Source organism: Bacillus sp. LLTC93 (assembly GCF_002993125.1).
Taxonomy (GTDB): Bacteria; Bacillota; Bacilli; order Bacillales; family Bacillaceae; genus Bacillus; species Bacillus zhangzhouensis.
In genome coordinates this window covers 290,976-309,156 of record NZ_PVME01000003.1, presented here as the reverse complement: position 1 = coordinate 309,156, position 18,181 = coordinate 290,976, and the positions used below count along the sequence as shown (strand labels likewise).

General features: G+C 39.8%; 23 protein-coding genes. 20 read left to right on the top strand and 3 right to left on the bottom strand.

The window, feature by feature from the left end:
• Positions 1-121 precede the first annotated feature (121 nt).
• From C6W18_RS11035 to C6W18_RS11005, 7 genes are all read left to right on the top strand, one after another.
• Positions 122-547 carry a DUF4275 family protein gene (locus tag C6W18_RS11035; RefSeq protein WP_105927580.1) on the top strand — a complete coding sequence of 142 codons (426 nt, stop codon included), beginning with the start codon at positions 122-124 and terminating at the stop codon, positions 545-547.
• 193 nt (positions 548-740) lie between these two features.
• Positions 741-1,217, top strand: a complete 477-nt coding sequence (locus C6W18_RS11030; RefSeq protein WP_105927579.1) for a flavodoxin — start codon at positions 741-743, stop codon at positions 1,215-1,217.
• Positions 1,207-2,100 carry a WD40/YVTN/BNR-like repeat-containing protein gene (locus C6W18_RS11025; protein ID WP_105927578.1) on the top strand — a complete coding sequence of 298 codons (894 nt, stop codon included), beginning with the start codon at positions 1,207-1,209 and terminating at the stop codon, positions 2,098-2,100. The genes C6W18_RS11030 and C6W18_RS11025 overlap by 11 nt, the downstream gene beginning before the upstream one ends.
• Positions 2,101-2,149: 49 nt before the next feature.
• Positions 2,150-2,575: a flavodoxin gene (locus tag C6W18_RS11020; RefSeq protein WP_051691180.1), complete on the top strand. Its 426-nt coding sequence runs from the start codon at positions 2,150-2,152 to the stop codon at positions 2,573-2,575.
• A gap of 109 nt (positions 2,576-2,684) precedes the next feature.
• Entirely contained in the window at positions 2,685-3,395 is a 711-nt protein-coding gene (gene dapD, locus C6W18_RS11015) for a 2,3,4,5-tetrahydropyridine-2,6-dicarboxylate N-acetyltransferase (protein WP_034324420.1), read from the top strand.
• Between the two features lie 34 nt (positions 3,396-3,429).
• Entirely contained in the window at positions 3,430-4,608 is a 1,179-nt protein-coding gene (locus C6W18_RS11010; protein ID WP_105927577.1) for an N-acetyldiaminopimelate deacetylase, read from the top strand.
• A gap of 50 nt (positions 4,609-4,658) precedes the next feature.
• Positions 4,659-4,901 carry a YkuS family protein gene (locus C6W18_RS11005; protein WP_034324415.1) on the top strand — a complete coding sequence of 81 codons (243 nt, stop codon included), beginning with the start codon at positions 4,659-4,661 and terminating at the stop codon, positions 4,899-4,901.
• 22 nt (positions 4,902-4,923) lie between these two features.
• Here the strand turns inward: C6W18_RS11005 and C6W18_RS11000 are convergent, their stop codons facing one another.
• Positions 4,924-5,733: a mechanosensitive ion channel family protein gene (locus tag C6W18_RS11000; RefSeq protein ID WP_105927576.1), complete on the bottom strand. Its 810-nt coding sequence runs from the start codon at positions 5,731-5,733 to the stop codon at positions 4,924-4,926.
• A 272-nt stretch (positions 5,734-6,005) separates the two neighbouring features.
• Here C6W18_RS11000 and ahpA point away from each other — a divergent pair, with 272 nt between their 5' ends.
• From ahpA to C6W18_RS10985, 3 genes are all read left to right on the top strand, one after another.
• Positions 6,006-6,548, top strand: a complete 543-nt coding sequence (gene ahpA, locus C6W18_RS10995) for a biofilm-specific peroxidase AhpA (protein WP_007498654.1) — start codon at positions 6,006-6,008, stop codon at positions 6,546-6,548.
• A gap of 82 nt (positions 6,549-6,630) precedes the next feature.
• A complete protein-coding gene (locus C6W18_RS10990; protein ID WP_034324409.1) occupies positions 6,631-7,089 on the top strand; it encodes a TlpA family protein disulfide reductase in 459 nt (152 codons plus the stop codon).
• 482 nt (positions 7,090-7,571) lie between these two features.
• Positions 7,572-8,153 carry a Rok-like winged helix domain-containing protein gene (locus C6W18_RS10985; protein ID WP_034324407.1) on the top strand — a complete coding sequence of 194 codons (582 nt, stop codon included), beginning with the start codon at positions 7,572-7,574 and terminating at the stop codon, positions 8,151-8,153.
• A 63-nt stretch (positions 8,154-8,216) separates the two neighbouring features.
• On the opposite strand, the gene C6W18_RS10980 is transcribed toward C6W18_RS10985, so the two are convergent.
• Positions 8,217-9,134 carry a coiled-coil domain-containing protein gene (locus tag C6W18_RS10980; protein ID WP_105927575.1) on the bottom strand — a complete coding sequence of 306 codons (918 nt, stop codon included), beginning with the start codon at positions 9,132-9,134 and terminating at the stop codon, positions 8,217-8,219.
• 83 nt (positions 9,135-9,217) lie between these two features.
• Here C6W18_RS10980 and C6W18_RS10975 point away from each other — a divergent pair, with 83 nt between their 5' ends.
• The 6 genes from C6W18_RS10975 to moaD are packed head-to-tail and all read left to right on the top strand — an operon-like array spanning position 9,218 to position 13,352.
• The gene (locus tag C6W18_RS10975; RefSeq protein WP_189318078.1) at positions 9,218-9,799 is read left to right on the top strand and encodes a molybdenum cofactor guanylyltransferase; all 582 of its coding nucleotides are present in this window, start codon (positions 9,218-9,220) and stop codon (positions 9,797-9,799) included.
• Between the two features lie 29 nt (positions 9,800-9,828).
• Complete coding sequence (locus C6W18_RS10970; RefSeq protein ID WP_034324401.1) at positions 9,829-10,845, top strand: thiazole biosynthesis adenylyltransferase ThiF; 1,017 nt, start codon at positions 9,829-9,831, stop codon at positions 10,843-10,845.
• Positions 10,846-10,854: 9 nt separating this feature from the next.
• Positions 10,855-12,132, top strand: coding sequence for a molybdopterin molybdotransferase MoeA (locus C6W18_RS10965; protein WP_189318077.1), 1,278 nt, complete (start codon positions 10,855-10,857; stop codon positions 12,130-12,132).
• On the top strand, positions 12,114-12,638 hold the full coding sequence (gene mobB / locus C6W18_RS10960; protein WP_034324395.1) for a molybdopterin-guanine dinucleotide biosynthesis protein B: 525 nt from the start codon (positions 12,114-12,116) through the stop codon (positions 12,636-12,638). Before C6W18_RS10965 ends, mobB begins: the two co-directional genes overlap by 19 nt.
• Entirely contained in the window at positions 12,635-13,126 is a 492-nt protein-coding gene (locus tag C6W18_RS10955; RefSeq protein ID WP_034324392.1) for a molybdenum cofactor biosynthesis protein MoaE, read from the top strand. The genes mobB and C6W18_RS10955 overlap by 4 nt, the downstream gene beginning before the upstream one ends.
• Positions 13,119-13,352, top strand: a complete 234-nt coding sequence (gene moaD / locus C6W18_RS10950) for a molybdopterin converting factor subunit 1 (protein WP_034324389.1) — start codon at positions 13,119-13,121, stop codon at positions 13,350-13,352. The genes C6W18_RS10955 and moaD overlap by 8 nt, the downstream gene beginning before the upstream one ends.
• A 47-nt stretch (positions 13,353-13,399) precedes the next feature.
• Here moaD and C6W18_RS10945 read toward each other — a convergent pair whose 3' ends face one another.
• Positions 13,400-13,777 (bottom strand): Rok-like winged helix domain-containing protein, encoded by a 378-nt coding sequence (locus tag C6W18_RS10945; RefSeq protein ID WP_034324386.1) that lies wholly within the window; start codon positions 13,775-13,777, stop codon positions 13,400-13,402.
• A 518-nt stretch (positions 13,778-14,295) separates the two neighbouring features.
• Here C6W18_RS10945 and C6W18_RS10940 point away from each other — a divergent pair.
• From C6W18_RS10940 to C6W18_RS10925, 4 genes are all read left to right on the top strand, one after another.
• A complete protein-coding gene (locus C6W18_RS10940) occupies positions 14,296-14,703 on the top strand; it encodes a YIP1 family protein (protein ID WP_223251686.1) in 408 nt (135 codons plus the stop codon).
• Positions 14,704-14,918: 215 nt separating this feature from the next.
• Positions 14,919-16,025, top strand: coding sequence for an efflux RND transporter periplasmic adaptor subunit (locus tag C6W18_RS10935; RefSeq protein WP_105927572.1), 1,107 nt, complete (start codon positions 14,919-14,921; stop codon positions 16,023-16,025).
• Positions 16,022-16,723: an ABC transporter ATP-binding protein gene (locus C6W18_RS10930; RefSeq protein ID WP_105927571.1), complete on the top strand. Its 702-nt coding sequence runs from the start codon at positions 16,022-16,024 to the stop codon at positions 16,721-16,723. Before C6W18_RS10935 ends, C6W18_RS10930 begins: the two co-directional genes overlap by 4 nt.
• Positions 16,710-17,903 (top strand): ABC transporter permease, encoded by a 1,194-nt coding sequence (locus tag C6W18_RS10925; protein WP_034324378.1) that lies wholly within the window; start codon positions 16,710-16,712, stop codon positions 17,901-17,903. The genes C6W18_RS10930 and C6W18_RS10925 overlap by 14 nt, the downstream gene beginning before the upstream one ends.
• Positions 17,904-18,181 lie beyond the last annotated feature (278 nt).

Genomic DNA, 18,181 nt, shown 5'->3' with positions numbered 1-18,181 from the left:
TTGGAAGAGAAAGGTGCTTTTTAAAAATATAAGTGAACTTTCTTGTTTGAATTGCCTCATACCCTATGTATAGAACGAAACAGGCTGATGGATTGATTTCATAGAAAGGAATTTTCATCTTATGAGAAATAAACAATTAAAGAAAATCGACATACCGAAGTGGGGAAACTATTTACGTGGGAGATGGCGTGCACGTTTTGCAAGTCATCTTTCAATAAAAGAACAAAAAGAGATTTGGATGGATCATTTTCTTTGGCACTTATGTAGCTGGGAAAGGGTTAAATGCCTTGAGAAGGATAAAGCGATAAACGCATTTCTTCATCAATCAAAGCATAAATGTACAATTTTTTATCAATTTGTGGACGAGGCATATCTTTTTGAAAACGCCAATGCACTTTCAATCAATGAATTACCCTATCAAAATGGTCATATGGACTATAACGATATGTATGTCATGGATTGGAATGAAAAATGGACATTTGTGATGACACACGAAGCAGATTGCGGTCCATATTTTATAAAGAAGGATGAAATGAATTTCTCATAGAAGCTCTATTATATCTAAATACTTCACCATTTTAGACCCGCCTTCCAATTGGAATTAGCGGGTTTTTTATTTAGGTCATTTTTATCTTGATAAAAGCCTTTTTGTAAAAATATTTGACAATGAAAATCATTATCATTTAAAGTGTACATATAATAATTGAAAATGATTATCATTTAGATGAGGTGACCAATAGATGAAAGCACTAATTACATTTGCGAGTATGTCTGGCAATACGGAAGATATGGCAGCGATCTTAAAGCAAACACTTGAAGGAAAAGGGATAGATACAGAAATGATGGAATTTGATGATACGAGCGCAGAGGATCTTTCTTCATACGATTATGTATTGATCGGTTCTTATACATGGGGTGATGGAGATTTACCTTATGAAGCAGAGGATTTTTATGAAGAGGTCTCAACTCTCGAACTTAGTGACATTAAAGCGGCTGTATTCGGATCTGGTGATTACAGCTATCCGAAGTTTTGTGAGGCTGTTCATACATTCCATGACATGCTGCAATCAACCGGTGCCTCCGTTTTTCCTGAAACATTGAAAATGGAGCTTGCGCCAGATACAGATGAAGATGTGGCGTGTTGTCAAGAATTTGCTACCAGCTTTTTAACGTGGGCCTCTTTGTCTGAGAAACGAGTTGAAAATCATGTTTCATAAAGGAGCGACGGCCGTTGCTGCATCTAAAAGTGGCGGATACTTTGTCGCTGTAAAACGAGAAGGTATTTTTCACTATAGTGTTGAGAGCGGGTGGCAGCAACTGTTTAAGCTCAAGCATAAAATTCATGCCATCAGCTATATTGGGCCTTATTTATTTGGTGTTGGTGAAAATGGAACAGTGATCAGGTCAGGAGATGAGGGCAATACGTGGGCGCTATCATCATTTCCAACAAATGCAGTCGTTTGGTCTATTACAGGACGTAAAGATGGATTTGTGTGTGCCCATGGAAAGCACAGTATCTATGTGTCAAATGATTTCGGGATTTCCTGGGAAATTATGAAGCCATTTGCTCATGTGAATCATCCTCCTGTCATTCGCTCTTTATGTGTTGCAGGTGATCACCTTTATATTGGAACACAGATTCATGAGGTTCATGGGGGAATATGGGTGTATGACTTGGAGAGTGAACAGATTTTTCTACTAAACAGAGAAGAGCACCGAATGACAGCTTCTATGCTGCTCTGTCAGGAGCATCTTCTTGTCTGTGCGTTAGGCTCAAAAAAAGGCAAAAAAGGATCTGTTCAAATTTTAGACTTACATACAAATATTCTACATGATATTCAATCACAGGCCTTCGCTAGAGAAGAATCGTTTTTGGATGTATCAGAGGATAATGGCATTGTTTATGTGACCACCTCACAAGACGAACACGGGTTTTCTAAAGTGTATCAGCTTGATATAGAGCAAAAAGAGCTCAAATGGTTTGATACGATCAAAGGACACGGTTTTCGTGTTGCCAATCAAAACGAAAATTTTTTCTGCGCGGGTTTATATGAAAGCAAGTTTGTCAGGCCATATGAGGAGCCTGCGCTGATTCATTGATAAGGAGGAAGAAAAAGTGACGGAAAAGGTTTTATTGGTGTATGCCACGATGTCTGGGAACACAGAAGCAATGGCTGATTTAATTGAAAAAGGATTAAAGGATGCAGGAGCTAGCGTGGACCGACATGAAGCGATGGATATTGATGCCGAGCTTCTTAATGATTACTCGCACATTATGTTAGGTGCGTATACATGGGGAGATGGTGATCTTCCAGATGATTTTATTGATTTATATGAAGAAATGGAAGAGCTTGATTTAACGGGAAAAGCGTTTGCTGTATTCGGTTCCGGAGATACATCGTATGAGCATTTTTGCGGAGCTGTTGACTTAATCGAAGAAAAAGTGAAGGAGCTTGGTGGTGATATTGTCCTGCCATCAGTCAAAATTGAGCTGAATCCAGAAGGAGACGAAGAAGAGGAATTGATTTCTTTTGGCAAACAATTTGTTCATCTTCACCAGCAAGAAGCGGGATAATCGGGCCCGCTTGTTTTATTTGCCAATGGGAAGACAATTCTTTCACTTGTCATTAAAACTCTCCTTTGGTACAGTAATGAAGTATAAATTAAGAGGAGGACATACATACATGAAGCAAATGGACGCTAATGAAATTATTTCATTTATTCAAAATAGTACTAAATCAACACCTGTCAAAGTCTATATCAAAGGAAACTTGGAAGGTATTGAATTTGGTGAACAGGCAAAAACGTTCATCACTGGCAACACAGGTGTTGTCTTCGGTGAGTGGAGTGAAATTCAGGAAGCTTTAGCATCAAACAAAGACAAAATTGAAGATGTTGTTGTGGAAAATGACCGCCGCAATTCTGCGATTCCTATGTTAGACTTGAAAAATATTAAAGCACGTATTGAACCAGGTGCAATCATTCGTGATCAAGTTGAAATCGGTGATAATGCAGTCATCATGATGGGTGCTTCTATTAATATCGGTTCCGTGATCGGTGAAGGTACGATGATTGACATGAACGTGGTGCTTGGTGGCCGCGCGACAGTAGGTAAGAACTGTCATATCGGTGCTGGATCTGTTCTCGCGGGTGTCATTGAGCCACCATCTGCTAAACCAGTCGTCGTAGAAGATGATGTTGTCATCGGTGCGAACGCTGTTGTTTTAGAAGGCGTAACAATTGGTAAAGGAGCGGTTGTAGCAGCAGGTGCGATCGTTGTCAACGATGTTGAGCCTTACACAGTTGTAGCAGGTACACCTGCAAAGAAAATCAAAGACATTGATGAAAAAACAAAAGGTAAGACTGAAATCAAACAAGAACTGCGTCAGCTTTAATTCATACAATTCGCAGCAGAAGACATAGACGTGGATGATATATCCACGTCTTATTCGTATACTGGAAAGGAAGCGAGTTCACTTGTTAAATCGTGAGCAATTAATATCCATTCGAAGAGATTTACACCAAATTCCCGAGCTTGGTTTCCAAGAATTTAAAACACAAGCGTATCTCATCAAGCATCTCGATATGTATTCAAAGGATCGAGTAGAGATTGAAACATGGCGGACTGGGCTTTTTGTGAAAGTGAAAGGAACAAATCCCGCGCATGTATTTGCTTATCGTGCAGATATGGATGGTCTATCTATTCCTGAGGAAACTGGGTATCCATTTCAATCTGTGCATGAAGGGAAAATGCATGCATGTGGACATGATCTTCATATGACCATTGCCCTTGGTATTATCGATCATTTCGTTCATCAGCCAATCAAAGAAGATATCCTATTTATTTTTCAACCAGCAGAAGAAGGACCAGGCGGGGCTGAACCGATGCTTGCAAGTGATGTCCTGAAAAAGTGGACGCCAGACTTTATTACAGCGCTGCATATTGCACCTGAATATCCAGTTGGAACGATTGCAACAAAGCCCGGGCTATTATTTGCCAATACGAGTGAACTTGTAATTGACTTAGAAGGAAAAGGGGGACATGCTGCTTACCCTCATTTAGCGAATGATATGGTTGTCGCTGCAAGTGCACTTGTAGGTCAGCTGCAATCTGTCATTTCTCGTAATGTCGATCCTCTGGATAGTGCAGTGATTACAGTCGGAACGATTACGGGAGGAACTGCTCAAAATATCATTGCTCAGCATGCCAAACTTGACGGAACCATTCGCACGCTCTCACCAGAGTCTATGGAAAAGGTGAGAAAGCGAATTGAAGCGCTAGCAAAAGGAATTGAAATTGGCTACGAATGCAAGGCAACAGTTCGATACCCTTCATCTTATTACGAAGTGGACAATTCAAAGGACCTGACAGAAGAATTTATGTCATATGTAGCCAAAGAAGGGCTTGCGAATGTGATTGAATGTAGAGAAGCCATGACAGGAGAAGATTTTGGCTACATGCTGAAAAAATATCCTGGCTTCATGTTTTGGTTGGGGGTAGATTCAGAATATGGTCTGCACCATGCAAAACTCATGCCTGATGAAAAGGCCATCGAAACGGCTGTAAATGTCATGACGGCTTATTTTAAAAAGCAATCCGGTGAATGAATAATCGTGCCGCCTCCTGTACACCTTATGAACAGGAGGTGTTCTTGATTATGACAAGAATTGGTGTAGAACCATCTTTATCCGATGTAGAAGAACTTTTGAAGCAAAAAGGGTATGACGTCGTACGTATTCAAAATGAACAACAAATGGATCAGTGCGACTGCTATGTGGTGACAGGACTAGATTCAAATGTTCTTGGCATTTCAGACACAACAACAAAGGCATCCATCATTACAGCATCAGGTATGACAGCTGATGAAATTTGTCAAGAAGTAGAACAGCGTGTTCAATAAAACGAGAAAAAGAACCGGTAGATTATGATCCCGGTTCTTTTTGTTTTTTGTTTATATCAAGTACTTCTTTCATTTTTTTGCGTAGAATTCGTTCTACCCGCCACTGCTCCATTGTTTCGGTTTTCGCAATGATACGCAGCACGAGGGAAGACGAACCGAACGCCTCCACACCGACCACTTGAGGTCCTTCAATAATCTGAGGTGTTTCTGCCCGTACCTCATCACAGGCTGCTTGTAAGGCTGTAATCATCTGATCCACATTTTCATCTGGAGATAACTCGATATCAACGAGTGCCTGCATGGTCCCCCTTGAATGGTTACTAACATTCAGTATGCTTCGATTTGGAATGAAGTGAAGGGTACCATCAAAGCTTCGAAGCTGTGTTGTTCTAAGTCCGATTTGTTCTACGATGCCATCAAAGCCTGCAACCGTGATATACTCGCCTACATCGAATTGTTTTTCTAATAGAATAAAGAAGCCTGTCACAATATCACTTACTAGTCCTTGTGCGCCAAAACCGATTGCAAGCCCAACAACACCTGCGCCAGCTAGCAAAGCAGTCGGATTATAATGAAATAAGTCGAGGATCATGACAACTAGAATAAAAATCAATAAGTAGGCGAAGATATTTAACGTCAGACCTTGCAGCGTCTGAGCTCTTGATAAAGAGACTTCGTGTTTCTTAGAGAATTTATCATAGGCACGCTTAATCATCTTGTTACCTATGGCTCTGATGACAAAATAAATCATAAAAATAGCGATTAATTTTAGCAAAATTATACTGCTATTGAGGATGATGGAAACCCAATCTACTTGGTCAAATGCTCTCACGATCTTCAAAACCTTTCTATGTATGCTCTAAAAGAGAAGCTAATCATTTGTTCCCTCCTGCAAGTCATGTTAAACTTTTGTTAGTTGGAGCGAGAGATTGTGACAAATCGTTAATTAAATTTATTATTAATTAATATTGACTAAAAATCGCTTAAGTATTATAATTATATTTGTGAAGTTATTAACTAAATGAGAATTTCATCTTTTGATTCTCATTTTATATACAGCTAAGAAGTCTGTATAAAGATATTATTTTATGGAGGGATTTACATATGGCAGAGCGTTTTGTAGGAAAACAAGCTCCACGTTTTGAAATGGAAGCAGTACTTGCTAACAAGGAATTTGGTAAAGTAAGTTTAGAGGAAAACATCAAGAATGACAAATGGACAGTTCTTTTCTTCTATCCAATGGATTTCACATTTGTTTGCCCAACTGAAATTACGGCAATGAGCGATCGTTATGATGAATTCGAAGACTTAGATGCAGAAATCATTGGTGTATCTACTGATACAATCCATACGCATCTTGCTTGGATCAACACAGATCGTAAAGACAATGGTCTAGGTGAATTAAAATACCCACTAGCTGCTGACACAAACCACACAGTATCTAGAGAATATGGCGTTTTAATTGAAGAAGAAGGAATTGCACTTCGCGGGCTATTCATTATTAACCCAGAAGGCGAACTTCAATATCAAACCGTATTCCACAACAATATCGGTCGTGATGTAGATGAGACATTACGTGTTCTTCAAGCATTACAAACTGGTGGACTTTGCCCAGCGAACTGGAAGCCTGGTCAAAAAACACTTTAATTGATAGCTGAAGAAACAGGAGGGTCTAACTGATGTTAGACCTTTTTGTTTCGACACATACAATGGATGGAGGCGCTTCATAATGAAATTACGTCAACCAATGCCAGAACTAACTGGTGCAAAAGAATGGTTAAATGGAGAAGTAACAAAAGAAGATCTAATTGGTGATAAACCAACATTGATTCATTTCTGGTCAGTTAGCTGTCATCTTTGTAAAGAGGCAATGCCTCAGGTCAATCAATTCCGTGATGAATACAAGGATCAACTAAACGTCGTGGCTGTGCATATGCCGCGTTCAGAGGATGATCTGGATCTAGAAAAAATCAAAGAGGTTGCGAAAGAGCATGAAATCACACAGCCAATCTTTGTGGACAGTGATCATCAATTAACAGAAGCCTTTGAAAACGAATATGTACCTGCGTATTATGTATTTGATAAAACAGGTGCTTTACGTCACTTCCAAGCTGGCGGAAGCGGTATGAAAATGCTGGAAAAACGTGTCAATCGAGTTCTTTCTGAGTCTGAAAAGGCTGCAGAATAGGCTTTTCCCCCATGAATGGGGGTTTTTTCATGTTCAAAAACAGGCGACATATTGGACTAGATGGACTTTTCATGTAGGTGTTATTCCTAAGAAAAGAGAAAATGAGGGAGTTTATTAAAAAATATCTTTAAAATAAAAAGGTATTACGACCTATTTACATTTTTATTTTGAAATGAAAATGTAAAGATTTTAACTTTTTACTATTCAGAACGTTTTTGCACAAAAGAAATTTCAGTTTGGTAAATAACTATATAAATCAAGTAGTAGAAGCGTTTATTCAAATTTTTTACAATATTTTAAAGTTTGTCAAAAGCCTATAGTGGCAATGAACTGGGTGCCGAATTTTCCTCTTTGGCAAAATTTTAGTTGAAAATACCTATCTGTTAGCAAACTGTAAAATGATAAAAAAATAGTTGATAAAATTAGTTTTCTAATCTAATATTTACTATAGAATATTTTTTATATGATGAGGGGGAAATCCATTGTTTAATGAGAGGGAAGCGTTACGTTTACGATTGGAACAACTAAATGAAGCAGAAGTAAAGGTCATTCGTGAATATCAAATTGAACGAGATGCGATTTATGCAAAATTAAGAGAATTAGACCGTCAAGGAACAGGTCTAGTGACAGATACAAAAAAAGAAGTGCGTACAGAGAGAAAAACGGATTCACTGCCTGTATTAGCTGAGCTAGCTGCACAAGAAATGAGAAGCTACCAGCAGCCGGCGCCATCACAATCAAACGCTACATCACCTTTAGGAACAGGTCAGCTAAACGGTGCACCTGTAGGTATTCCTGAAGGAACTACAAGACGCAGAAGAGGCACAGCTCGACCTGGTTCAAAGGCAGCTAAGCTTCGTGAAGCTGCGATCAAAACGTTAAAGCGTCATAATGCGGCAATTAAAAGCTCAGAGCTTCAAAAAGAGATTGAAAAAGAGAGCGGTCTTGAAATTCCAAATATGACCACGTTTATGCAAAGCTTAATTAAAATGTATCCTGAAGTGAAGAAACCTTATCGCGGACAGTATATTTTAGAAGGCGACATTCAAACAGAAGACGAATAAATAAAAAAGAAACTGCTGGGCGTAAAAGCCGGCAGTTTTTTTATTTTTTACATCATGAGCTGATCACTTCTTTTGATCAACTGTATAGACAATCTTTCGTTCTTTAGGCATGTGGTCACGCTGTTTCTTGAATCCTTCGATTTTCACTGTCATAACCTCCCCGTTACGCTGCACCGCATCGACTTGTGCCTGGAGGGTTTGAACTTGTTCGTTTAGTTTTTTCAAAATAGGTTCAATTTCTTCCGTTGTTTGCAGGATACGATCTGGTGAGAAAGGCTCGCTGTTTGTTTGAGTTGACTGGTCAATATCAGCAAAATGAGCTGCGATCCATTCCTCGCTTTCTGCTAACTGTTTTTGATAGCTTGTGAGCGCTTCATAAAAAATCGCTTCCTTTGCCTTTTCAATTTGCAGTAATTTTTCTTGTGTTTCATAAAAACGTTCCTGAAGATGCCTGACGCCTTCCTGTAATAAATGGAGCTCTGCGTTTTTATCGCTTAGTGTTTGCTGCAGCTTTTCAATCACAGCTGATAATGTATTTCCTTTCTTCTCTTCTTTTGAAAGCAGCTTATCTTGATCCTGTAACCGTTCAGTTAATTGTTGAGAGATTTCCTTATATTTTACAACTTTCAAATGCAGCCGGTGCTTTTCTTCTGTTTCTTTTCTTCTATGATAGGTTTCCTTTTGCAGCATCTCATGGAGAAGGACCATTTTATGTAATAATTCTGATTTGCTATAGGAGAGATCCTGTATTTTAGAGGCAGCATCGCCTTGATCAATGGTCATTTCCTCCAATTGTTGTTTTAATTCAGTGAAATCCTTTTTCATCTCATGATATTCTTGAGTTAACTTCTTATTTTTAGAATACGTATATGTGGACTGTAAATCAGAAATCATTTGTTGATATTTGGCAGTTTCAGCTTTTAAATATAAATTCTCTTGAGATAGATCATGGAATAGGGGAGAAGCATGGCGCCGGTTCATAGGTAGACCCTCCTTATTCATGTTACCAATAAAGTATGCGAAATGAGTGTAAATAGAACAACCATATCAAAGGGGATGGGATGATGAGCGTAGTGAATGTGATATTAGCTGGAGGAGCTTCCAGACGTTTTGGAGAGCCAAAGGCAAGTCATGTGTATCAAGGAAAACCACTGTATGAGCATGTTAAAAAGCAGCTATTGGATGGACAAACCATCATCATCAGTCATCCAGCGCTTTTGCCTTTTTTCAAAGCAAGAGGTGAACAAGCTGTCTGGTTAGATGATGAACAGATGCGCGGGTGCGGGCCGCTTGCCGGCATGTATACCGCTATGCAAAAGCAAGATGCGGACTGGTATTTGGTGACTGCATGTGATATGCCTTTCATACGAAAAGAGACAGCCGAGGTATTATCGTCCTATTGCAACGAGCATGTAGATGCCGTTGTCCCGCTTGTGCAGGGCATATTACAACCCCTGTTTGCGCTTTATCACCGCCGCTGTCTGCCGTTTATTCACGCGTGTTTAAAAGAGAATCAATTAGCGATCAAAGACTTGCTTCAAAAGCTCAAGGTGCGCGTTGTTCCAGAGGACGAACTCAACGTGACATCAAATGAATTTCACAATATCAATAAAAGAAGCGATTTACCTGAAAACGGTATGATATGATACATAAAAACGAGGAGGAGAGAACAACATTGAAGGAGCGATATTCAAGACAAATCTTGTTCCCTCCGGTAGGGGAAAAAGGCCAGCAGGCATTGGCTGCAAGTCATGTCCTGATCGTTGGAGCTGGTGCACTTGGAACTGCATCTGCTGAAGGGCTTGTCCGGTCTGGAATCGGCACTTTGACAATTGTAGATCGTGATTATGTAGAGTTCTCAAATTTACAGCGGCAGCAGCTCTATACGGAACATGATGCAAAGGCACATGTGCCAAAAGCGATTGCGTCAAAAAAACGTCTCCAAGAGATCAACCATGAAGTGACCATACACGCCCTTATTGAAGATGCTGGGGCTGAGCTATTAAGACCATTATTTCAGAGAGCGGATATCGTCATTGATGCGACGGATAATTTTGAGACAAGAATGGTGATGAATGATTTATCACTAGAAACGAAGACGCCGTGGATATATGGCGCCTGTGTGAGCAGTCAGGGGATGTATATGACCATACTGCCGGATAAAACGCCTTGTTTATCATGTGTTTTCACAGCAATGCCTGTTGGTGGTCTGACGTGTGATACAGCGGGGATTATTTCACCTGCTGTTCAAATGGTCTCTGCTTATCAGCAAACAGAGGCACTAAAATATTTAACTGGGCATGAAGATCAAATCGAGCAGAAGTTTGTCACATTTGATCTATGGCAGTCCACATCGTTTAAAATGGATTTATCTCGTACTAAGCAGCAGGACTGTCCATCTTGCGGCACGAAAAGAACCTACCCATATTTACACGATCAGCGTAAAAAAACGACGGTCCTCTGCGGGCGAGACACAGTTCAAATCGTGTCAAAGGATTTAGCGAATCTATCATTTGAGTATTTGAAAGAACGTCTGTCGTCTATTTGTGAGGTGGAAGTGAACGATTTTTTAATCCATGTACGCTATGAAACATACCGTATTGTCTGTTTCAAAGGAGGACGTGCATTAATCCATGGGACAAATGATGAAAAAGTAGCAAATTCATTACTAGCAAGACTGCTAGGCATATAGGAGTGAGACGTGATGGAAAGACGACAGCCAATTCCAGTAGAAGAGGCCATTAATAAAGTCAGCCAATATCAAAAGCATGGAGAAGTAGAATGGGTCCCTTTAAAGAATAGCCTTGGGAGGTTCACTGCAGAGGATATTGTGGCAGACCATGATGTTCCTGCCTTTGATCGATCTCCGTATGATGGCTTTGCACTTCGGGCAGAAGATACAAAAGAAGCATCAAGTGAGCATTCGATTGAATTTGAGGTCATTGATCACATTGGTGCAGGAATGGTCTCACCAAAAACCATCGGACCATTTCAAGCCATTCGTATCATGACAGGTGCAAAGATTCCAGACGGAGCAAATGTCGTCATCATGATCGAACTTACAAAGACCTTCGAAAAAGACGGGAAACCTTTTATGTCATTAAAAAGACCGCTTCAAAAGGGACATAATATTTCTCGTCAAGGAGAAGAGACGCTCAAAGGGAAAGCGATGGTCAAAAAAGGAACAAAAGTGACCTCAGGCGTCACTGCTATACTGGCGACGTTCGGATATGCAGTGGTGCCAGTTGTCAAAAAGCCGGTCATCGGCATTATCTCAACAGGCACAGAGCTTCTTCAGGTAAGTGATGCCATGATGGAGGGCAAAATTAGAAACAGTAATCTCAGTATGGTCTTTGCGCAGGTTCTTGAAGCCGGAGGAGAGCCGCTTGATTTAGGTGGTGTATCCGATGATTTCAATCAAAGCTATCATGCAGTAAAATCAGCCTTGAGCAAGGTAGACATGCTCATTACAACAGGCGGTGTGTCAGTGGGTGATTTTGACTTTCTGCCTGCTATTTATGAAAAGCTAGGTGCAGAGGTTTTGTTTAATAAAGTGGCCATGAGACCGGGAAGTGTGACGACCGTTGCTGCGTTACCAAATGGTCAATTGTTATTTGGGCTGTCAGGAAATCCAGCTGCCTGTTTTGTTGGATTTGAATTATTTGTGAAACCGATCATCTATAGATGGTGTTTGAAAGAAAATCCTTATCCTTCTTTTGCCTTGGCGAAGCTAACACATGATTTTCCAAAGGCCAATCCTTTTACTCGATTTGTCAGAGCAGCACTCCAATTCACTGGCAGCCAGCTGAGTGTGACGCCAACTGGTCTTGATAAATCAAGTGCGGTGACTTCTATTGCTGATGCCAACTGTTTCATCGCTTTGCCTGGGGGAACAAGAGGTTTTCAAGCAGGTGATCAGGTGAATGTTCTGCTGTTTCAGCACGAAGGTGGTGGCTCTCCATGCTGGATGCCAAATTAAGCATATTACAGGTGGTCGGCTATCAAAATAGTGGCAAGACCACATTGATCGAAAAGTTATGTCAGTTGGCCGAACATGAGGGGCTTAAGCTAGGCTGCTTCAAACATCATGGACATGGCGGGAAACCAGATCGCCTTTTTAAAGAAAAAGATACCGATCGATATGTTCAAGCGGGTGCATTTGCCGCAGGTGTCGAAGGGGAAGGTGAATGTCACTTTTCAATGCAGCACATGACGTTAGAGCAGTTGCTCAACATGTGTGAACATCTCCCGTTAGACGCTGTCCTGATAGAGGGATACAAACAGGCGCCTTATTACAAAATCGTTTGCGTAAAGAACGAACAGGAGCTCATTGAGCTTTCAACACTTTCCAATATACAAGCAGCCATTTATTTTTCTCAAGAGTTTCAATTAACCGAAAATTACTCGTTTCCTGTGTTTTCAGCCTTTGAAAAGCGCGGGGTGACATATGCTTTTAACTTATTGAAGGGAGGCAGCCTTACTTGAATGAACTTTTTAAAATAACAAAAGGGCCAATTGATGTGAATGAATTGATTCAGCATGTGACAAGACGAAAGGCAGGAGCTATTACGACGTTTATCGGGACGGTCAGAGAGTGGACAAATGGCAAAAAAACATTGCGTTTAACCTATGAAGCATACATACCAATGGCCGAAAGCATGCTAAGTCAAATTGGACAAGAAATCAAGAAGCAATGGCCAGATACTGAAGTCGCCATTATGCATCGTATTGGGACACTTGAGATATCTGACATTGCTGTCGCGATAGCCGTTTCGTCTCCTCATAGGAAGGCCGCATACGAAGCCAATGAATATGCCATTGAACGAATCAAGGAAATCGTTCCAATTTGGAAAAAAGAATACTGGGAAGACGGAGAGGCCTGGATAGGTGATCAGCTTGAAACTGTTTCTTATCCAGAAGGAAAACCTAGCGATCTTCAACTGAAGGAAAAAGAAGGTGATCGGCATGATTAACGTATTATTGTTCGCCGGCCTTGCTGAGAAGGCCGGTAAACAACAAATCATCATTCAAAAAGATAAAACAACGGTTGATGAGATTAAAATAGAATTACAGGAGGTATATGGTGTTGATGCTGCACAAAATGTGATGGTTGCAGTCAACGAAATATATACGAGGGAAAATGCTGAAGTGCGTAGCGGGGACACTGTTGCACTCATTCCTCCTGTAAGTGGTGGATAATAGTTATTAGAGGATTTGGTTATGGCCAGCGGCTGTAACCAATTTTTTTATGTGTGAAAAATTTGTAGAGGTACTTGGGTATGATCTTCGTAAATAAAACATCCCCTTCGTGCTTTAGAAATGTGAGGGTCGAGCTGCTGGATGAGATCATACAATTCGCTGATTCGTCTCACATTGAAATCTGTTTGTGCTTGAAGCTGTTCTTTTAATTCTTTCGTGCTCACAATACTTCCCTTTTTCTCTTTAATAATATCTACGCATCTTGCAGCGTAGTATATTTTGTCATTAGAGGGTCTGCTTTCTTTCATATCAAGTAATTTGAGCTCATGATAAATCTGTTCTCTTTCCTTTCGAAAGTATTGCCATGCTTCTTGTTCCTTTTCATAAAGTAAAATCAATTGCATTTTCAATTTTTCTCTTAACATTCACTTGACTCCATTTCCACTATCATTTAACCTACCTCTATTTTACATTATATGAAAAAATAACGTTTGATCAAGTAAAATCCCTTTATTTTTATTTTTTTAATATGAAAGTATTGATACTAAAGTCTCTGTTGTTCTGTAAAAGAAACCAATCATAGTCCTATAAAGCCGGGATTTGTCGAAATTATTAGGATTATTTTAACAAAAATTTGTTGTGTCTCACTGTGACCATCCGAATTCAAAGGAAAAGGATATTTATTCCGATAGGCATTTTGTTTACTTGATAAAATGTTTTTAGGTAAGTAAAATCAGTGTTTTTTGATATGAATATGGTCTGGTCATGGTGTCATTTGGAGGATGTTGTTCGTGAAAATAGAATAATAGTTATAATTCTTCTTCTATGAAAATAAGAAAATCAAATGATCTATTACTTATTGGCAATCTTTTGATAAAATAGAAAGAACAAGAGCATGAATGTGCGTTTGCATACTTGCCTGACATAGAGAGGATGACATTTGATGCAAGAAAAAAGGCTAAAGCCCACGATCATAGGAGTGAGCACAAGACCAACAGAGCACCTGAAAAAAGTGTGGGAAGATCCGGTTGTTTGGTGGCCTTTATGCTGTGTGCTTGTTTTAACAGTCATAATCACTTATTTGTCTGAGCTGGTGAATGCAGGAATGTGGGCAGATTTAAGTTTGCCCATACCCGTTGTTTATGTGGTCACACTAATTGGTCTAATACTTGGGATTGTCATCAATGCTGCCATATATAGGTTCATCGTATTTTTAGCAAAAGGTGATGCTTCGTTTCAGCAGTACTGTTTATTACACCAATTACGATCATTGGAACGATTATTTCTCATTTGGTGGTCATCCTTTTCCATGTTCCAAAAGATATCACTGTTACATCATGAAACGCACTGATTCGAGTCTCTGGTCCATGGCATGATGTGTTAGCCAATATCGATGTATTTGTAATCTGGAATCTTGTTTTAACAGGCTTTTTATTGATCCAAGTCGACCATATATCGCCGAGAATTTCTTGGAGGATGATAGGAGTCTTTTATGTACTATCTTTCATTTTTCAATATGTAGGAACCACAATCAACATGTCAGTAAGCTGGGGGTAGAATGTCTTTATGAGAAAGAAAATCATCATCGGATCAATTTTTATCATTGTAATTGGTCTATTTATTGGATTTAACATTGCGAAAAACCAATCAAAGCCTGCTTCTACAGCAGCTTTTAAAACAGTTAAACTCACGTCAAAAGAAATAACATCTACTGTGATGACACCTGGGACACTTTCATTCTCTGAAGAGCAATTCATTTATGTAGAAGAGGAAAAGGGAAAACTGAATGAAATTGCTGTTAAAGAAGGTGAAAAGGTTAAGGTTGGAACGCCGCTCCTTACATATGAAAATAAGGAACTGGAGCTTGAAGAGCAGCAGCAAGCACTAGCGGCTGAATCAAGTACACTAAAACGCGAACAACTGCAAAATAGACTCAGTGAATTAGATAAAAAACAAGCAGGTGAATCTGGCACCAATTCCAAAAGCGAGCGAGATCAGCTTGAATTAGAACTGAAAGCAGCTGAATTAGAGCAAAAACAAGCTGAGCTTAACCAAGAAAAAGTAAAAGCACAGTTAGAAGATTTAACGATACATAGTAAAATTGAAGGAACAGTCATAACCATTGAGCAAGAGGCTGGAACAGGGAAGCTAGAAGAGAGACAGCCGATCATCCATATTGGCAATGAGAAAAAAATGATCGTGCGAGGTTTGATCTCTGAGTATGATGCCATAAAAATCAAAAAGAAACAAAAAGTAAAGGTAACATCTGATGTCATTCGCGGAAAAAGCTGGCAAGGAGTCGTGAAAAAAGTGGGGGCTGTTCCTGCCGGGGCAGCATCCGATACAACTGATGGCAATCAAACTGTTCAATATCCAGTTGAAATTGAAATAAAGGGAAAAAAACCTGAGGCAAAACCAGGTTTTAAAATGATCATGGAAATTGAAACAGACAAGCACCAAGCGCAAACGATTCCTGAAACAGCAGTAAAAAAAGAAAATGATGGACAATACGTTTATGTTGTTGAGAAGAATGTACTGAAAAAAGTAAAAGTCGGCCTGGGTGAAACGTCAGGTCATGTTCTTGAAGTAACAAAAGGTTTAACACCAGCCGATCAAATCATTGCAAATCCATCAGATGACATGTATGACGGAATGGAAGTGAATGCTGAATGATTCAGCTTTCAAACGTGACAAAAAGCTATGAGGTCGCACAAGAAACATTTGATGTATTAAGTGAGATTGACCTTGTCATTGAAAAGGGCGAGTATATGTCGATTATGGGGCCGTCCGGCTCTGGGAAGTCGACGTTAATGAATATCATCGGCTGTTTAGACCGACCGACCTCAGGGCAATATCTTTTTCAAGGAACAGAGCTGTCAGCAGCAAAGGATCAAGAGCTCGCAGTGATTCGAAATCAATCCATTGGGTTTGTTTTTCAGCAATTTCATTTGCTGCCTAGATTAAATGCGAGGAAAAATGTTGAACTCCCGATGATTTACGCTGGTATCGGTCAAAAGGAAAGAAAAGAACGTGCGGAAATTGCACTTCAAAAGGTTGGTTTGGCGGATCGAATGAAACATATGCCAAGTGAGTTGTCAGGAGGTCAAAAGCAAAGGGTGGCGATTGCACGTGCGATTGTCAATAAGCCTCAGCTTATTTTAGCAGATGAACCGACAGGCGCTCTTGACTCAAAAACAAGCTTCTCGATTATGGAACAGTTTACACAGCTAAATGAGGAAGGGACAACGGTTGTGCTTGTGACTCATGAAGAAGAAATAGCTGCATATACAAACCGGACGGTCGTTGTGAGAGATGGCCGCCTCGTTGAAGATAGTTGGAAGCAAGGGGACGCTATGAATGAAACTCTTTGAAAATATCAAAATAGCGCTGAATTCTGTTTTAGCTCATAAATTACGTTCTATTTTAACGATGCTTGGGATTATTATTGGTGTTGGGTCGGTGATTGCAGTCGTTGCCATCGGTCAAGGCGGCGAGCAAATGTTGAAAGAATCGATTTCAGGGCCAAACAATACCATTGATATGACGTATACGCCTTCTGATGAAGAGTTAAATGCGAATCCAAATGCCTTATTTGAAGCCGCATTTACCGAAGAAGACATACAAAGCATTAAGACAATCAATGGGGTGAAACAGGTCGCCTCCTCGACTGCACAAGGAATGCAATTGAGATTTCAAGATACGACAGTTGATGCTACAGTTAACGGTATTAATGAAGGGTATATGAATGTAGAGTCACTACAAATAGCAGAAGGACAGGATTTAAGAGATATTGACTTTAGAAGCGGCAGAAGAGCAGCTATCATCTCAGAAGGTCTAAAAAAAGAACTATTTCATGGACAAAAGGCATTAGGCGAGATGATTTGGATGAACGGTCAGCCTGTTGAAGTCATCGGTGTTTTAGCAAAACAGGAAGGGATGTTTTCATTTGATATGAATGAAATATATGTCCCATTTGAGATGCTCACTTCAACATTTGGTATAAATGAATATGATAAGTTGTCTATTCAAGTAGCGCATGCTGATCAAATGAAGGAAGTAGGGAAAAACGCCGCTGCTCTCTTAAATGAAAATCACCATACAGAAGATGCTTACGACATGATCAATATGGAAGAAATCGCTGCAGGCATCGGTCAAATTACGTCTGTTATGACAACGATCATTGGCTCAATTGCCGGTATCTCCTTACTTGTCGGCGGCATCGGTGTTATGAATATTATGCTCGTTTCTGTGACAGAGAGGACAAGGGAAATCGGTATTCGAAAGGCGCTTGGGGCAACCAGGGCTCAAATACTCGTTCAGTTTTTAATCGAGTCTGTTGTTTTAACACTCATGGGCGGGTTGATGGGGATCGCACTTGGCTTAGGCGGTGCCTCGCTAGTGTCACTATTTGCCGGCTGGCCATCTCTTGTGTCGTGGCAAGTGGTGAGTGGAGGTGTACTGTTTAGTATGCTCATTGGGATTATTTTTGGGTTAATCCCTGCGAATAAAGCTGCAAGACTTGATCCTATTGAATCGCTCAGGTATGAATAATACTGAGATGAAAAAAGAGCAGCAAATAGGTGTGACCTCACCCGAATTAACCATCTGAAGCTTTTATGCAAATCGCATAAAAGCTTTTTTTAGTTCCATTGAATGAAATGAAAAATGATAGAAATGCTAATATCATGACTTTCATCTTAATGTCACATATTTTTCAGTTTACAAATGGTACATATAAAGGTAAGATGACCATTGTGAAAGATTTTGATAGTTATTGAATGTATTTGATTGTTTTGTATTGATAATGTTGAAAAAAGCGATTACAATAA

Excerpts from the sequence above, each read along its gene's own strand:
- C6W18_RS11035 (WP_105927580.1), top strand. The coding sequence starts at position 122 with ATGAGAAATAAACAATTAAAGAAAATCGACATACCGAAGTGGGGAAAC.
- C6W18_RS11030 (WP_105927579.1), top strand. The coding sequence starts at position 741 with ATGAAAGCACTAATTACATTTGCGAGTATGTCTGGCAATACGGAAGAT.
- C6W18_RS11025 (WP_105927578.1), top strand. The coding sequence starts at position 1,207 with ATGTTTCATAAAGGAGCGACGGCCGTTGCTGCATCTAAAAGTGGCGGA.
- C6W18_RS11020 (WP_051691180.1), top strand. The coding sequence starts at position 2,150 with ATGTCTGGGAACACAGAAGCAATGGCTGATTTAATTGAAAAAGGATTA.
- dapD (WP_034324420.1), top strand. The coding sequence starts at position 2,685 with ATGAAGCAAATGGACGCTAATGAAATTATTTCATTTATTCAAAATAGT.
- C6W18_RS11010 (WP_105927577.1), top strand. The coding sequence starts at position 3,430 with ATGATATATCCACGTCTTATTCGTATACTGGAAAGGAAGCGAGTTCAC.
- C6W18_RS11005 (WP_034324415.1), top strand. The coding sequence starts at position 4,659 with ATGACAAGAATTGGTGTAGAACCATCTTTATCCGATGTAGAAGAACTT.
- ahpA (WP_007498654.1), top strand. The coding sequence starts at position 6,006 with ATGGCAGAGCGTTTTGTAGGAAAACAAGCTCCACGTTTTGAAATGGAA.
- C6W18_RS10990 (WP_034324409.1), top strand. The coding sequence starts at position 6,631 with ATGAAATTACGTCAACCAATGCCAGAACTAACTGGTGCAAAAGAATGG.
- C6W18_RS10980 (WP_105927575.1), bottom strand. The coding sequence starts at position 9,134 with ATGAACCGGCGCCATGCTTCTCCCCTATTCCATGATCTATCTCAAGAG.
- C6W18_RS10975 (WP_189318078.1), top strand. The coding sequence starts at position 9,218 with ATGAGCGTAGTGAATGTGATATTAGCTGGAGGAGCTTCCAGACGTTTT.
- mobB (WP_034324395.1), top strand. The coding sequence starts at position 12,114 with ATGCTGGATGCCAAATTAAGCATATTACAGGTGGTCGGCTATCAAAAT.
- moaD (WP_034324389.1), top strand. The coding sequence starts at position 13,119 with ATGATTAACGTATTATTGTTCGCCGGCCTTGCTGAGAAGGCCGGTAAA.
- C6W18_RS10945 (WP_034324386.1), bottom strand. The coding sequence starts at position 13,777 with ATGTTAAGAGAAAAATTGAAAATGCAATTGATTTTACTTTATGAAAAG.
- C6W18_RS10940 (WP_223251686.1), top strand. The coding sequence starts at position 14,296 with ATGCAAGAAAAAAGGCTAAAGCCCACGATCATAGGAGTGAGCACAAGA.
- C6W18_RS10935 (WP_105927572.1), top strand. The coding sequence starts at position 14,919 with ATGAGAAAGAAAATCATCATCGGATCAATTTTTATCATTGTAATTGGT.
- C6W18_RS10930 (WP_105927571.1), top strand. The coding sequence starts at position 16,022 with ATGATTCAGCTTTCAAACGTGACAAAAAGCTATGAGGTCGCACAAGAA.
- C6W18_RS10925 (WP_034324378.1), top strand. The coding sequence starts at position 16,710 with ATGAAACTCTTTGAAAATATCAAAATAGCGCTGAATTCTGTTTTAGCT.